Below are 14,214 nucleotides of genomic sequence, written 5' to 3'. Positions count from 1 at the left end.
GTTCAGCCAGTAGTCAGGCCAGTAGCCAGGGATGTGCTGCCCCATCTACGCCTTGGCGTAGGCCCCTGTGTGGGAGAGGTTTGATCTGCATCAAGAACCCGGCTGTCTCTAACCGCAGGACGTATCCTTTATGCTGAATTGAGAATATTCTTTAGTTGTTATTTCTGGGTTCGCCCGATGATCGTGGTGACTGTTCGGTGACTCCTCTTTCGGCGCATAGCGGCTCATGACCAAGGACAGCACATATGAAAAAGAAACAGCTTGCCGGAGGGTTGGCCCTCCTCCTCGGTCTCGGCCTCGCGGGGACGCCGGCACTGGCCGTCGATGGCCTTGAAGGTGATCCGCAGCGCGGGGAGGGTCTGACGCAGACCTGCGTTTCCTGCCATCAGGCCGATGGCTCCGGGCAGAACGTTCCGGGAGGCGAATCCTGGCCGCGCCTGGCCGGTCTGTCCGAAGGCTATATCGCGCGGCAACTGAAGGATTACCAGGAAGGCCGCCGCCGGAACAGCACCATGGCCGCGTTCGCCAATATGCTGGATGATCAGGCTGTAGCCGATGTCGCTGCGTACTACGCCCAGCTTCCGGTTACCCAGGCCGAGGGGGGCGACGACGTGGATGACGCCACCCTGGCGCGCGGCGAGGAGCTGGCGCGGCGTGGGGACTGGAACCAGTACATCGTCAGCTGCCAGAGCTGCCACGGCCCGGGCAATGCCGGGGCCGGTGATGTGTTCCCGGGCATCGCGAGTCAGCATGCCGGCTATATCGCCGGTCAACTGCGACAGTGGCAGGAGGGCGAGCGCGACAACGATCCGCAGGGCCTGATGGCTGCGATCGCCAAGCGCATGAGCGATGAGGACATCCGGGCCGTCTCGGCCTGGCTGGCCCGTCAACGTGTCACGTCGGCACAAGGGGATACGGAATGAAGATTCGCAAGCTCACGCTGACGACGGGCGCGGCCGTCCTGCTGGCCGGTGCCGCGAGCGCTGCCTGGGACGAATACAAGCCCCTGTTCGCCCTCGGTTATGCCGAGCCGGAGGAGGGCCAGCTCGTCCATATCCCGCCGACGCTTCAGGATCTCGAGGATGCCGCCATGAGTCCCGAACTCAAGGACGTGGTCCGGCGCGGTCATGACCTGTTCGTTGATACCCAGCAACTGCGCGGCCAGCATGTGTTCAACGACATGAATTGTGCCAGCTGCCACATGGATGCCGGGCGCCAGCCGTTCAGTGCCGCTTTGTGGCCGGCCGCGATCACGCTGCCGGATTACCGCGGCAAGAACTGGCAGGTGAACAGCCTCGAGGAACGCGTGGTCGGCTGCTTCACCTACTCGATGAATGGCAATCCGCCGGAGTACGGCAGCGACACGATGCTGGCCATCACTACCTACATGCAGTGGCTGGCCAAGGGTGCACCGGTCTACCCGGACCAGGAGATCTACGGGCGTGGCTATGGATCGGTGGCCGAGCCGGAACAGGAGCCTAACTACGAGCGCGGCAAGGCGGTCTATGCCCAGAGCTGCGCGATCTGCCATGCAGAGGACGGTCAGGGGTTGAAGCAGGACGGCCAGGTGGTCTTCCCGCCGTTGTGGGGAGATGGTTCCTACAACTGGGGTGCCGGGATGTCGCGGATCAATACCTCGGCGGCCTTCATCAAGCACAACATGCCGTTGGGCCAGCCGAACTCGCTCAGCGACCAGGAGGCCTGGGATGTGGCGTTCTACATGAACAGTCACGAACGCCCGCAGGACCCGCGCTACACCGGTGATGTTCACGAGACCCGTGAAAAGCACGCCAATTTCCACGGGCGCACCCTCTACGGGACCGTGCGCGAGGTGGACGGGCACTTGCTGGGCGATCACGACAACACCGGCGAGAAGGACTTCCTGCGCCCGGAGATCCTCCGCTCGCGCACCTTCGACTGACGCGATCGCCTCCCGGCTGATTCACTGGGAGGCCGTCAACGCCCTGGAACGCGGGTCGTTCCGGGGCGTTTTCGTTTCCGCTTTTGGGCGGGGGTCAGTCGGTGTAGATCATCCGGCGGGTCATCCCGCCGTCGACGGTCCAGGTCTGGCCGGTGACGAAGCCGGCGTCCGGCCCGAGCAGGAAGGCGGTTAGGGCGGCGATGTCGGCGGGCTGGCCGACGCGCCCGGCCGGGTGCTGGGCGTGGTCCTGTGCGGACAGGGGCTCGGCCTGTTGCTGGTCGGGGCTGCGGGCGTCGATCCAGCCGGGGCGGATGGTGTTCACGCGGACATCCGGCCCGGCGCTGATGGCCAGGGCGTGGGTGAAGGCGTCGAGGCCGCCCTTGCTGGCGGCGTAGGCCTCGGTGTGTGGCTCCGACTGCAGGGCGCGAGTCGAGCTGATGTTCACGATGGCCCCATGGCGGCGGCGCAGCAGCGGCAGGGCATGCTTGCCAAGCAGGAAGGCACCGGTGAGGTTGGTGTCCAGCCAGCGCTGCCAGTCGGCGAGTTCCAGTTCTTCCAGTGGCCCGGAGTGCGGGTCGCTGATGCCGGCATTGTTGACCAGCGCATCGAGTCCGCCGTGCCATTCCTCCGTGCGCCGAATGGCTTCGCGGACCTGTTGCTCGTCGCGGACATCCAGCGTCATCGCCCGGGCCGCGGGGCCGATGCGCGCGGCGGCCTGTTCGCATTCGGCGCCGTCGAGGTCGGTCAGTACCACCTGCCAGCCATACTGCACCAGGCGCCCGGCGATGCCGAGGCCGATCCCGCGCGCGGCGCCGGTGACCAGCGCCACCCGTGGCGTCGGGTCGTTGTCCGGTGTTTCAGACACCGGCGGTTTCGGGGAGGTTATAGAAGGCGCGGGCGGTGGCGGTGGTGTGGACGGCGAGGTCTTCGCTTGGCTCGTCGCGCAGCTTGGCCACGTATTCGCCGATGTGGGGGAGGAAGGCGGGCTCGTTGCGCCGGCCGTTGCCGATCTTCTTGCCGGTGCCCTTGGGCAGGCTGCGCGGCAGGAGGTAGGGGGCGTCGGTCTCGATCATCAGGCGGCCGCGCGGGATGCGCGGGACCAGCGGGTGCAGGTGGTGGCCGCGGCGTTCGTCGCAGACCCAGCCGGTGATGCCGATGTGGCAGTCGAGGTCGAGGTATTCGGCCAGGGCGTCGGCCTCGCCGGTGAAGCAGTGCACCACGGCCGCCGGCACCTTGTCGCGCCAGCGGCGCAGGATCTGGGCGAAGTCGTGGTGGGCGTCGCGTTCGTGCAGGAACACCGGCAGGCCGAGGTCGGCGGCCAGCTCCAGCTGGGCCTCGAAGGCGCTGCGCTGCTGCGGGCGCGGCGAGTGGTCCCGGTTGTAGTCCAGACCCATCTCGCCCATGGCGACCACGTTGGCGTCCGCACGGGCGAGGTCACTGAACCGGGCGGCGATCGCGTCGGTCCACTGTTTGGCGAGATGTGGATGCACGCCCAGGGTGGCGCGGCAGCAGTCCGGGTAGCGGTCGGCGATCTCCAGGCACTTTTCGCTCTGGTGGGCGTCGGCGCCGGTGATCAGCATCCAGGAGACACCGGCCTCGCGGGCGCGTTCGAGGACCTCGTCGCGTTCCTTGTTGAACGATTCGTGGGTGAGGTTAAAGCAGATATCGATCCATTCCATGCGCGGTATGCTAACGGATTGGACGCGTGGTGCCAGTTCCCGGGCCTGCCATTGCGAGGGGCCGCCGGCGCCGTGGCACAAAAGCGCGAAGCGCGTTGAACGGCCGCAGGCCGGCCCGAAGGGCGGGCCGATCGCTCTGCCAGCTTGGGGAGATTGCCGCGGCGCCTTCGGCGCCTCGCAATGACGGGCGAACAAGCAGCGTCATCGCGAGGAGCGTAGCGACGTGGCGATCTGTGGGGGTGGCCCCGGCCGGGACGGAGAAACGTGGGGGTTGCGGATGGAGGTTGCCACGGCCCCTGCGGGGCCTCGCAATGGCGGGGTCCTTGTCCGGGTTTGGGGTATGGACCGCGTGGGCGTGATACGTGTTGAACGGTTATTGATGATTTGGAGTTTGGAATGCGTGATGCGAGCCCCCTGGCGGTTTATCTGAACGACTATCAGCCGCCGGCGTTTGTGGTGGAGAGCCTGGAGCTGGACTTTGATCTGGCGGCGGCAGCCACCGAGGTGACGACGCGCATGGCGGTGCGGCGCAACCCGGAGGCGGTGGAGCCGGATGCACCGCTACGGTTGTATGGCGATGGTGTGGAGCTGGTCTCGTTCACCGTGGACGGCACCAAGCCGGCCGAGGGTTTGCTGGAACAGGATGCCGAGGGCTTGCTGCTCCATGGCCTGCCGGAGGCCGCGCGGCTGGAGATCGTCAGCCGCTGCCACCCGGAGCAGAACACTCAGCTTGAGGGGCTGTACGCCTCCAGCGGGAATCTCTGCACCCAGTGCGAGCCGGAGGGCTTTCGCCGCATCACGTTTTTCCCCGATCGCCCGGATGTGCTGACCACCTACCGCGTGCGCCTGGAGGCGGATCGGGCGCAGTACCCGGTGCTGCTGGCCAACGGCAACCGCGTCGAGGCCGGCGAACTGGACGGTGGCCGGCATTACGCCGTGTGGGAGGATCCCTTTCTCAAGCCGTCGTACCTGTTCGCGCTGGTCGCGGGGGATTTGGCCTGCCAGCGCGACACCTTCACCACGATGTCCGGGCGTGAGGTTCAGCTCGAGCTGTACGTGGAGGCACACAACGCCGATCGCTGCGACCACGCGCTGGCCTCGTTGAAGCGCGCGATGCGCTTTGATGAGGAGGCCTTCGGACGCGAATACGATCTGGATGTGTACATGATCGTTGCGGTGGACGACTTCAACATGGGGGCGATGGAGAACAAGGGGTTGAACCTGTTCAACGCCAAGTACGTGCTGGCCAGTCCCGACACCGCCACGGATGACGACTTCGTCGCCATCGAGTCGGTGATTGCCCATGAGTATTTCCACAACTGGTCGGGCAACCGCGTGACCTGTCGCGACTGGTTCCAACTGTCGCTGAAGGAGGGGCTCACGGTCTTCCGTGACCAGGAGTTCACCACCGACTGCACCCTGTTCGGCGTGAAGCGGATCGACGACGTGGCCATGCTGCGCGCCTTCCAGTTCCCGGAGGACGCCGGCCCGCTGGCGCACCCGGTGCGTCCGGACCACTACGCCGAGATCAACAATTTCTACACCCTGACCGTGTACGAAAAGGGCGCGGAGCTGATCCGCATGCTGCGCACCCTGATCGGCCGCGAGACCTTCCGCCGCGGACTGGACGTCTACTTCGAGCGCTTCGACGGTCAGGCGGTGACCACTGACGACTTCGTGGCGGTGATGGCCGAGGTCAGTGGTCGCAACCTGACGCCATTCAAGCGCTGGTACACCCAGGCCGGCACCCCGCGGGTCACGGCCGCGACGTCGTTTGACGGCCCCGGTGGCCAGGCGCGCATCACGCTCACGCAGGAGACGCCGCCAACTCCGGGGCAGGAGCACAAGGAGCCTGTGGTGATCCCGATGCGGGTGGCCTTTCTGGATGCCGAAGGACGGCGCATCACGGCTCACCAGAAGGGTGGCGAGGTGCAGGACGAGTGGGTGCTGGAGCTCAGCGAAGGCGAGCAGACCTTCCGTTTCGAAGAGTTGTCCGACTCGCCAGCCGCGATCTCCTGGCTGCGCGGCTTCTCCGCCCCGGTGATCCTGAACGCCAACCAGGGCGTGGACGAGCTGGCCCACCTGCTGGCCTATGACGACGACGCCTTTGCCCGCTGGGAGGCGGCGCAGACGCTGTTCCGCCGCGCGATCCGGTCACGCATCGAGCACGATGCCGCCGACACCGCGCTGGAGGCGGCGATCGAGCATGCCCTGGCAGCGCTGTTGCGCGACGAGGCGATCGAGCCGGTGCTGCTGGCGACCATCCTGCAGCTGCCGCCGACCCGCGAGCTGGCCGAACTGTTCGAGCGCGTGGACCCGGTGCGTCTGCGCAACGAGCGCGACGACCTGGAGAAGCGCCTGTACATGCCGCTGACCGAGGCGATGCAGCAGATTCAGCCGAAGCTGGATGACGTCGACAACGGTGCATTCACCGCCGAGGCCATGGGCCGGCGCCAGCTGCGCAACCGGCTGCTGGCGCTGCGCGTCGCCGCGCGCGACCAGGCCGCGGTGCCCGAGGCCCTGGCGCAGTACCAGAAGGCCCGCAGCCAGACCATGCGCATGGGCGCACTGAATGCGGTCAACGAGCTGGGCCACGAGGCGCGCCAGGTGCTGCTGGCGGACTTCGAAAAGCGCTACCGCGACGACCCGCTGGTGCTGGACAAGTACTTTGGGCTGCAGGCGGGCAGCCAGGTCGCCGGCGGTTTCGAGCGCCTGGACGCGCTGCTTGAGCACCCCGGCTTTCGCTGGACCAACCCGAACCGCGTGCGCGCGGTGCTGGGGCCGTTCATGGCGCGCAACGAACGCCACTTCCACCAGGACGACGGCGAGGGCTACCGCCGTATGGGCGGCTTCGTCGAGAAGCTGGACGCGATGAACCCGCAGACCGCCGCACGCCTGGCCCAGCCGCTGACCCGCTGGCGCAAGGTCGACACCGCCCGTGGCGAGCAGATGCGCGCGGAACTCGAGCGCCTCGCCGCGCTCGAAGTCTCGCGCGACCTACGCGACGTAATCGAACGCGCGCTGGCGTAGGAGGCCAGCCCCCTCGCCGATCCGGCGCCGGGGCTTGGTCCGGGGGTTGCCGCGTCGCCTTCGGCTCCTCGCAACGACGGGGCTGGAAGCTCGTCATCGCGAGGAGCCGAAGGCGACGCGGCGATCTCCGTGGGCGGTCCCGGTGCGGGTCCGTTCGAACGTCGGGGTTGCGTCCGCAGGTGGCTGTGGGTTGTGGTAGGTTGATGTCAGGTTATAGGGGGCGCGACGCCCCTCGAGACGAGGTTCGGACCGACGTGAAGCGAGTCTTCTACCGACTGCTGTGCTGGATGCTGGTGCTGGCGATTGCCGGCCTGCCGGCGCTGGCCGCGGCCGTGGGTATGGAAGACGGTCACGCCGGGCACACGATGCATAGTGCCCAGTCCAAGGGCGACGCCGAGCACGGGGCCCACGATCACGGGCACGACGCTGCCCATGTTCACCATGCGCATGGCGACCGGGCGGGCCACGCCGCGTCGCCTCATCATGGTTCGGACCATGCGTCTTCGTCGGGACATTCCCAGGCCAGCGAGCTGCTTGCACATGCCGATTGCGTGGATGCGGCTTGTCTGGCTGCATGTGCCGCCTGTAGCCACTGTCAGGGCATGCCGTCCATCACCGGCATGAGTGTCGTGGCGACCGAAGCGCCGGGCGCAAGCCTGCATTCCTTCCAGAGCGGTCCTTCCACGGCCGCGTTGCACCGCCCTCCAATCCTCTCCTGATCCCGTAATGCCGGCCGTTTGGCCGGTTCCTGCCCGTGTGCTGCCTGGGTGCCCCCCGGCAGCGGGCAGTATGGCCGTGTCGTGCGCTTGCGCGCGGTTCGGAATCGAGTACGGAATCAAGGAGATTTTCACGATGCGAGCAACCCGATTGCTGCTCCCCGTGGTGTCGGTACTGTTTCTCGCCGGTTGTGCGGTTACCGCGCCCGAGCTGGACCGGTCCGATCTGATGGAGGACCTCTCGGTGCAGGGGATCGACCTGCCCGAGTCGGAGATGCCCCGACCCTCCGGCGAGCTGACGCTCGACGAGGCCATTCACCAGGCCATCTGGCGCAACCCGCGCATGCAGCAGGCTTATGCCAAGCTGGATCTGACTGCGGCCGACGTGGTCGAGGCCTCCCAGTTTTCCAATCCATCGCTGTCGCTGTCGGTCATGCGCCCCGAGGGTGGCGGTGGCAACGAGTACGGCGTTGGCCTGGCCTGGGGGATCTCCGGGCTGCTGATGCGCGGCTCGCGCCAGGAGATGGCGCGGTCTCACTGGGAATCCACCCGTCTGCAACTGGCCGAGGGGATGGTCGCGTTGGCCAGTGACACCGAACGCGCCTGGTATGACGCGGTGGCCGCGCGCCAGCGTGCCGAGGTGCAACGCCTGGAGAGCCGGGCCGCGGATCTGGGCGCACGTTTGGGCGAGCGCTTCTATGACGCCGGCAATATCTCGGACCTGCAGCGCGCCCACCTGCGCATCCGGGCGGCCGAGTCACGGCTTAAGCTCGAGGATGCCCGCCAGCGCGAGCGCGAGGCGCGGCTGCGTCTCGCGCATTTGATGGGGCTGCCTGGCGAGGTCGATGACTGGGAGCTTCCGAAAGAGCTGCCGCTGCCGCTGGCAGAGGTCGAGGAGCGTCAGGCCCTGGTGGACCAGGCGCTGGAACAGCGCCTGGATCTGCGCGCCCTGGATCATGCCCTGGATGGGCTGACCGAGGGCGTGGCCCTAGTGCGGCGTTACCGCTGGATGGGGGATATCGAACCGGGGCTGGAGTTCGAGCGTGAGGGTGACGGGACCCGCCTGTGGGGTGGGGGCATCTCGTTCACGCTGCCGATCTTCAACCAGAACCAGGCCGGTATTGGCCGCGCCGAGGCCCGGCTGGCGGACGGCGAGGCGCGGCGCGAGTCGCTCGTGCAGGCGGTCACCAATGATGTGCACCAGCACTTCGAGCGTCTGGCCCACCACCGCAACCGTTTCGGCGTGCTGCAGGACGACCTGCTGCCGGCTCGCGAGCTGGCGACCGAGCGGCTCCAGGAGCGCGTGAACTTCATGTTCGACGACGTGTTCGACCTGCTCGCGATCAAGCAGGAAGAGCTGGCCGCCTGGCAGAAGACCGTCGCGGCCCTGGGTGACTACTGGCAGGCCCGCGCCGCGCTGGCGCATGCCGTGGCCGGCGAGTTGCCGGGCGGCGAGCCGGGTAGCGCCGGAACCTTCGCGACCGCCCAGCTGGAGCACGAGCCGACGGCCATGGATCACGGGTCCATGGGGCATGGCGATCACGGTGCCATGGATCACGGAGGCCATGGAGGCATGGATCATGGCGACGGCGATGAAGGGCATTCCGGTATGGACCACGGGGATCACGGGGCCCATGACGATATGGATCATGGCCAAGGCCACGAAGGTCACGAAGGTCACGAGGGCCATTCCGGCATGGATCATGGCGACGGCGATGACGGGCATTCCGGTATGGACCACGGGGATCACGGGGCCCATGACGATATGGATCACGGCCAAGGCCACGAAGGCCATGAAGGTCACGAGGGCCATTCCGGCATGGATCACGATGACCACGGTCAGCAGGACCAGGACCACCGCGATCATTCCAACCACGGGCATGGAGGGCATCACTGATGAAACGCCGTAACTTTCTGATTGCCGCCAGCGCCCTGCTGCCGGCGACCACCCTGACACGGGTGATGGCCGAAACCGGCCACGAGCACCACAACGAGGGCGATCACACGCCGGGCGAACGCACCGAGCAGGGCTACATGCCGGTGCACACGCCCAATGGCTGGACGCTGCCGTACCAGATGAACGACGGGGTGAAGGAGTTTCACCTGGTGGCCGAGGAGATCGAGCACGAGTTCGCGCCCGGTTCGGTGGCCAAGTGCTGGGGCTACAACGGCACCACCCCCGGGCCGACGATCGAGGCGGTGGAGGGCGATCGTGTCCGCATCTACGTGACCAACCGGCTGCCCGAGTACACCTCGGTGCACTGGCACGGCATCCACCTGCCCTCGGGCATGGACGGGGTGAAGGGCGTGACCCAGCCGCCGATCCACCCGGGCGAGACCTTCGTCTACGAGTTCGAGCTGAACCAGCACGGCACGCACATGTACCACCCGCATGCCGACGAGATGGTGCAGATGGCGATGGGGATGATGGGCATGTTCATCATCCATCCGAAGGATGGCGAGATCGAGCCGGTGGACCGCGACTACGCGATCCTGTTGCACAACTGGGGACTGCATCCCGGTACGCGCACCCCGGATCCGTCGATCATGGTGGACTTCGACCTGTGGTCGATGAACTCCAAGGTGTTCCCGGCCATCGACTCGCTGGTGGCGAAGACCGGCGAGCGGGTGCGTATCCGCATGGGCAACCTGTCGATGTGGAACCACCCGATGCACGTGCACGGGGTGTCGTTCGAGGTGACCGGCTCCGATGGCGGGCGCTGGCCACGCAGCCAGTGGCGCAAGGAGACCACCGAGATCGTGGCGGTCGGCCAGACCCGCGATATCGAGTTCGTCGCACCGCCGGGCGACTGGGCGTTCCACTGCCACATGTCGCATCACACCATGAACCCGATGGGCCACGGCATTGCCAACCCGCTAGGCGTGGATCAGTCCGGTATCGAGGAGGAGATCCGCTCGATCCTCCCCGGTTACATGGCGATGGGCGAGCACGGCATGGCCGATCACCAGGAACATACCGACAGCGGTCACATGACCGGCCCGGAGAACACCCTGGCGATGGCCATGGGACAGGGGCCCTTCGGCAGCATCGGCATGGGCGGGATGTTCACCCTGATCAAGGTCCGTGACGACCTGGAGCCGGGCGACTTCCGTGACCCGGGCTGGTACTGGCATCCGGAGGGCGAGGTCGCCTGGATGGTCAGCGATGACCCGGACTTCGGCAATCCGGTCCGCCGCGGCAAGCTGGCCGGCGAGGGCTCGGATGCGCTGCCGACCCCCAGCCGCGACGCAAATGGCCATGGTGGTCACGGGGGGCATGGAGGTCACGACCACTAGTCTCCGGTATGGAAAACCGGCCGGAGGGTCCAGTCGGACCCTCCGTGTTACCCACACCTGTTTCAAACAACGTTTGCCACACGGCTAAACAGCAAGAGGACACGACATGCAGACCAAGAATACGATTCACAACACCACCCGAGCCGCCCTGGCGGCCCTGCTGCTGGCCCTGGCCATGCCGCTGCTGGCCCATGAGGGCGATTTGGGCAGCACGCCGGAGGACGGCGCCACCGTGCAGGGCTCGCCGGAGGCGATCGGCATCGAGTTCGATGGCGCGATGCGCATTACTCAGTTCGACGTGACCGGCCCCAACGGCCGTGTGAGGATGGCGAATCGGCCGGGCAACGAGCCGACCGAGCGCTACTTCGTGGAGCCTGCGGAGCCGCTTCCGGCCGGTAGCTATCAGGTGCGCTGGCGCGGTCTGGCGCGCGACGGGCACATGATGTCCGATGGCTTCCGCTTCACGGTGGAGGACTGATTCATGGCCTGGATGTCGGCACTCGCCGGGGTGGAGGCCTGGACCGTCGCGATGATCCTCGTGACGGCCGGGCTCTACCTTGGGGCCCTGCTGGCGACCGGGGCGGTGCTTTTTCGCTTGGCGTTTCCGGATCTGCCCGATCCGGATCGCCGGGTGCTCGCCCGGACGGGGGCGGTCGCGGCCTGGGTGGCAATCGCCCTGGCCATGTTGCAGTGGCCGTTGCAGGCCGGGTACCTCGGGGGTGGCAACGTCGCCTCCGCGATGGATCCGATGCTGCTCCGCATGGTGTTCGAGGGCGCGCAGGGGACTCGGCTGATCCTCGCGGTAACCGGGTTGTTACTGGTTCAGGCGATCCTGCTGGATGCCCGGCGTCTGCCAGGGGTGGGCTATGGCCTGAGCCTGGCCGGGGTGCTGTTGGTGATGTTCGCCTTCGTGCAGGTGGGCCATACCGTGGATGAGCCTCGTGTTCTGTTGGCCGGTTTGCTGATCGTGCATCTGCTGGCAGCCGCCTTCTGGGTTGCGTCGCTGGCGCCACTGTACCGGCTGGCCGGGCATCCTCCCGAGGGTGCGGATGCCGCGCGCATCCTGGCCCGTTTCGGGCAGGTCGCGATGGTTGGGGTCGGATTGCTGGTGTTGGCGGGGGTGGTTCTCGCCTGGTGGTTGCTGGGTGGCATCACGCCGTTGCTGACCACCGGCTATGGCCAGTTCCTGATCGGCAAGGTGCTGATCGTCGCACTGCTCCTGCTGCTGGCGGCCGCGAACAAGTGGCGGCTGGTACCGGCCTTCGAGCGCGGCGAAGCGGGAGCACCGCGGCGTCTGCGGCGCAGCATTGCGCTGGAGGGTGCCCTGGTGGCGTTGATCCTGCTGCTGACCGCGGTACTGACCACGGTCAGCTCGCCGGCCAACGGCTGAGAAAGACCCCGGGTGGGTGTTGCCTAGATCGGGCGCTGGACGACAGTCGCCGAGAGTTCGATGTCCTCGCCCTCACGCTGGATGTGGATGTCCAGGGTTGCGCCCGGCGCGGTGCGGGCGATCGCGTTGAGGGCCTCGCGCGGGGTGTTCACGCTGCTGTCGTCGAGGTGGGTGATGACGTCCCCCGGGCGGATGCCGGCGTCTTCGGCAGGGCCTTCGCGCAGGATGCCCGCCACCAGTACGCCGCGCGGGGCATCCAGGCCGAAGGATTCGGCCAGTTCGCGGTTCATCGCCTGGACCTCGATCCCCAGCCAGCCGCGGGCGACAAAGCCCTGTTCGATGATGTCGGTCATCACGCTGCGCGCCAGGTCCACGGGGATCGCGAAGCCGATGCCGTGGGAGCCGCCGGAGCGCGAGAAGATCGCCGTGTTAATGCCGATGACCTCGCCGCGGGCATTGATCAGCGCGCCGCCTGAATTGCCCGGGTTGATGGCCGCGTCGGTCTGAATGAAGTCCTCGAAGGTGTTGATGCCAAGCTGGTTGCGTCCGGTGGCGGAGACAATGCCCTGGGTCACGGTCTGGCCGACCCCGAACGGATTGCCAATGGCCAGGACCACGTCACCCACCTGCAGGTCGCTGGAGTGACCCACCGTGGCCACGGCCAGATCCGGCACCCGCACGCGCAGCACGGCGAGGTCGGTGTCCGCGTCGATGCCGATGATCTCCGCGGGATGGGCCTCGCCGCCGGGCAGCACGATGGCGATGGCATCGGCCTCCTCGATCACGTGGTGATTGGTGAGCACGTGCCCCTGATCGGTCATGATGACCCCGGAGCCGAGGCTGGACTGTTCCTGTTCGCCCGGTGGCAGTTGCTGGCCAAAGAACTCGTGCAGGCCGAAGCCGGACGGGCGATCGATGGTGCGCGAGGTCATGATGTTGACCACCGCGGGTGCGGCGCGGCGCACGCCGTCGGCATAGCTGGCCGGCGCGCCGGTTGCGGCAGGCGCAGCCACCGGCTCGGCGACCCGCAGCTCGGCACCTGGGTCGCCGCGGCCGAGGATCTCGGGGAAGAACACTGCGATCACCACCGCCAGGGCGATACCGGTCAGCGCAGCTTGCAGCAGGAAGCGGGAGAAATTCACCATATGCCGAATATACCGAATCATCGCTCAACAGGGGATCCCGCCGTGGTCGATCGCGACGAACTGATGCAGGCACTCAATGCGGAACTCGAACCGGAGCGCTTCCGCGACTACTGTCCAAACGGGCTGCAGGTCGAGGGACGGCGCGAGATCCACCGGATCGTCAGCGGGGTGACCGCCTCGCTGGCGCTGGTGGAGGCGGCCGTGGAGACCGGGGCCGACCTGATCCTGGTACACCATGGCTACTTCTGGAAGGGCGAGCCGCAGGAGGTGACCGGCATGAAGCGGGAGCGCCTGCGGCAGTTGCTTGCGCATGACATCAATCTGGTGGCCTACCATCTGCCGCTGGATGCCCATCCGGCACTCGGCAACAATACCCAGCTGGCGGGACGCCTGGGGTTCGCGATCGACGGCGTATTGCGCGAGGACGGTGTCGGCCAGATCGGAACCCCCGCCCGACCGCTGTCGGCGCCGGACATGCAGGCGCACATCAGCAATGTGCTGGGGCGCGAGGCCCTGTGCGTGGAGGCCGGCGATCACCCGATCCGGCGCATCGCCTGGTGTACCGGCGGGGCGCAGTCGCTACTGACCGAGGCGGCGGCCCTGGGGGTGGATGCCTATGTCAGTGGCGAGATCTCGGAACAGACCACCCACGAGGCGCGCGAGCTTGGGGTGCATTACTTCGCCGCCGGGCACCATGCGACCGAACGTTACGGGGCCCAGGCCCTGGGGCAGTGGTGCGGGGAGCGTTTCGGCCTCGAACACGAGTTCATCGAGATCGACAATCCCGCCTGAGCGATGTCGCCCTCACGGGCCGCGCGCTGCGAGATTGTGGTGCAGAATGTGCGGTTTCGGGGCGTTGGCAGCGCCCGGAACAAGCAAATTTATAATCAACTGCTTATAAGGTTTTCGGGGGCGTGAGACCGAGTGCAATGCTCGGTCTTAAGGCGGCAATCTACTTGACCTTATTAGCGTGTTCGGGAATTCTATCGCATTTTACAGCCCGCCCAGATGGGTATTCGCGCGTGCGGCAAGCCCC

At 66.9% G+C, this 14,214-nt stretch carries 13 protein-coding genes; 9 read left to right on the top strand and 4 right to left on the bottom strand.

The annotated features are described in order from the left end of the window. The first annotated feature begins 245 nt into the window (after window positions 1–245). Both F618_RS0107190 and F618_RS0107185 read left to right on the top strand, forming a co-directional pair. Complete coding sequence (locus F618_RS0107190) at window positions 246–923, top strand: c-type cytochrome (RefSeq protein ID WP_019563223.1); 678 nt, start codon at window positions 246–248, stop codon at window positions 921–923. Continuing rightward, complete coding sequence (locus F618_RS0107185; RefSeq protein WP_019563222.1) at window positions 920–1,921, top strand: c-type cytochrome; 1,002 nt, start codon at window positions 920–922, stop codon at window positions 1,919–1,921. Before F618_RS0107190 ends, F618_RS0107185 begins: the two co-directional genes overlap by 4 nt. A 94-nt stretch (window positions 1,922–2,015) precedes the next feature. Here F618_RS0107185 and F618_RS0107180 read toward each other — a convergent pair whose 3' ends face one another. After that, a complete protein-coding gene (locus F618_RS0107180) occupies window positions 2,016–2,786 on the bottom strand; it encodes an SDR family oxidoreductase (protein ID WP_026330488.1) in 771 nt (256 codons plus the stop codon). After that, complete coding sequence (locus F618_RS0107175; protein WP_018168250.1) at window positions 2,779–3,600, bottom strand: TatD family hydrolase; 822 nt, start codon at window positions 3,598–3,600, stop codon at window positions 2,779–2,781. Before F618_RS0107175 ends, F618_RS0107180 begins: the two co-directional genes overlap by 8 nt. A 396-nt stretch (window positions 3,601–3,996) precedes the next feature. On the opposite strand from F618_RS0107175, the gene pepN reads away from it, so the two are divergent. Beyond that, a complete protein-coding gene (gene pepN / locus F618_RS0107170) occupies window positions 3,997–6,630 on the top strand; it encodes an aminopeptidase N (RefSeq protein ID WP_019568168.1) in 2,634 nt (877 codons plus the stop codon). 206 nt (window positions 6,631–6,836) lie between these two features. Here the strand turns inward: pepN and F618_RS16580 are convergent, their stop codons facing one another. After that, the gene (locus F618_RS16580) at window positions 6,837–7,079 is read right to left on the bottom strand and encodes a hypothetical protein (protein ID WP_338065499.1); all 243 of its coding nucleotides are present in this window, start codon (window positions 7,077–7,079) and stop codon (window positions 6,837–6,839) included. On the opposite strand from F618_RS16580, the gene F618_RS16155 reads away from it, so the two are divergent. The 5 genes from F618_RS16155 (at window position 6,969) to F618_RS0107145 (ending at window position 12,033) form a co-directional block, all read left to right on the top strand. Further along, window positions 6,969–7,349: a hypothetical protein gene (locus tag F618_RS16155; protein ID WP_369772992.1), complete on the top strand. Its 381-nt coding sequence runs from the start codon at window positions 6,969–6,971 to the stop codon at window positions 7,347–7,349. The two genes, F618_RS16580 and F618_RS16155, sit on opposite strands and share 111 nt — an antisense overlap. A 148-nt stretch (window positions 7,350–7,497) precedes the next feature. Continuing rightward, the gene (locus F618_RS0107160; RefSeq protein WP_019568167.1) at window positions 7,498–9,243 is read left to right on the top strand and encodes a TolC family protein; all 1,746 of its coding nucleotides are present in this window, start codon (window positions 7,498–7,500) and stop codon (window positions 9,241–9,243) included. Next, window positions 9,243–10,643: a multicopper oxidase family protein gene (locus F618_RS0107155; protein ID WP_019563218.1), complete on the top strand. Its 1,401-nt coding sequence runs from the start codon at window positions 9,243–9,245 to the stop codon at window positions 10,641–10,643. Before F618_RS0107160 ends, F618_RS0107155 begins: the two co-directional genes overlap by 1 nt. A gap of 106 nt (window positions 10,644–10,749) precedes the next feature. Further along, a complete protein-coding gene (locus tag F618_RS0107150; RefSeq protein ID WP_018952170.1) occupies window positions 10,750–11,121 on the top strand; it encodes a copper resistance CopC family protein in 372 nt (123 codons plus the stop codon). A 3-nt stretch (window positions 11,122–11,124) separates the two neighbouring features. After that, entirely contained in the window at window positions 11,125–12,033 is a 909-nt protein-coding gene (locus tag F618_RS0107145) for a CopD family protein (protein ID WP_019568166.1), read from the top strand. A gap of 23 nt (window positions 12,034–12,056) precedes the next feature. Here F618_RS0107145 and F618_RS0107140 read toward each other — a convergent pair whose 3' ends face one another. Beyond that, complete coding sequence (locus F618_RS0107140; protein ID WP_019568165.1) at window positions 12,057–13,178, bottom strand: S1C family serine protease; 1,122 nt, start codon at window positions 13,176–13,178, stop codon at window positions 12,057–12,059. 42 nt (window positions 13,179–13,220) lie between these two features. Between F618_RS0107140 and F618_RS0107135 the strand changes: the two genes are divergently transcribed. Further along, window positions 13,221–13,970: a Nif3-like dinuclear metal center hexameric protein gene (locus F618_RS0107135; protein ID WP_019568164.1), complete on the top strand. Its 750-nt coding sequence runs from the start codon at window positions 13,221–13,223 to the stop codon at window positions 13,968–13,970. Window positions 13,971–14,214 lie beyond the last annotated feature (244 nt).

This window comes from Thioalkalivibrio sp. ALMg13-2, assembly GCF_000381185.1.
GTDB lineage: Bacteria > Pseudomonadota > Gammaproteobacteria > Ectothiorhodospirales > Ectothiorhodospiraceae > Thioalkalivibrio > Thioalkalivibrio versutus.
Note: the sequence above shows the minus strand (reverse complement) of the source record. Positions and strands in the feature narration are given on the sequence as shown.

Coding starts and splice junctions, on each gene's coding strand:
- F618_RS0107190 (WP_019563223.1), top strand. CDS start 246: ATGAAAAAGAAACAGCTTGCCGGAGGGTTGGCCCTCCTCCTCGGTCTC.
- F618_RS0107185 (WP_019563222.1), top strand. CDS start 920: ATGAAGATTCGCAAGCTCACGCTGACGACGGGCGCGGCCGTCCTGCTG.
- F618_RS0107175 (WP_018168250.1), bottom strand. CDS start 3,600: ATGGAATGGATCGATATCTGCTTTAACCTCACCCACGAATCGTTCAAC.
- pepN (WP_019568168.1), top strand. CDS start 3,997: ATGCGTGATGCGAGCCCCCTGGCGGTTTATCTGAACGACTATCAGCCG.
- F618_RS16155 (WP_369772992.1), top strand. CDS start 6,969: ATGGAAGACGGTCACGCCGGGCACACGATGCATAGTGCCCAGTCCAAG.
- F618_RS16580 (WP_338065499.1), bottom strand. CDS start 7,079: ATGCGCATGGTGAACATGGGCAGCGTCGTGCCCGTGATCGTGGGCCCC.
- F618_RS0107155 (WP_019563218.1), top strand. CDS start 9,243: ATGAAACGCCGTAACTTTCTGATTGCCGCCAGCGCCCTGCTGCCGGCG.
- F618_RS0107150 (WP_018952170.1), top strand. CDS start 10,750: ATGCAGACCAAGAATACGATTCACAACACCACCCGAGCCGCCCTGGCG.
- F618_RS0107145 (WP_019568166.1), top strand. CDS start 11,125: ATGGCCTGGATGTCGGCACTCGCCGGGGTGGAGGCCTGGACCGTCGCG.
- F618_RS0107140 (WP_019568165.1), bottom strand. CDS start 13,178: ATGGTGAATTTCTCCCGCTTCCTGCTGCAAGCTGCGCTGACCGGTATC.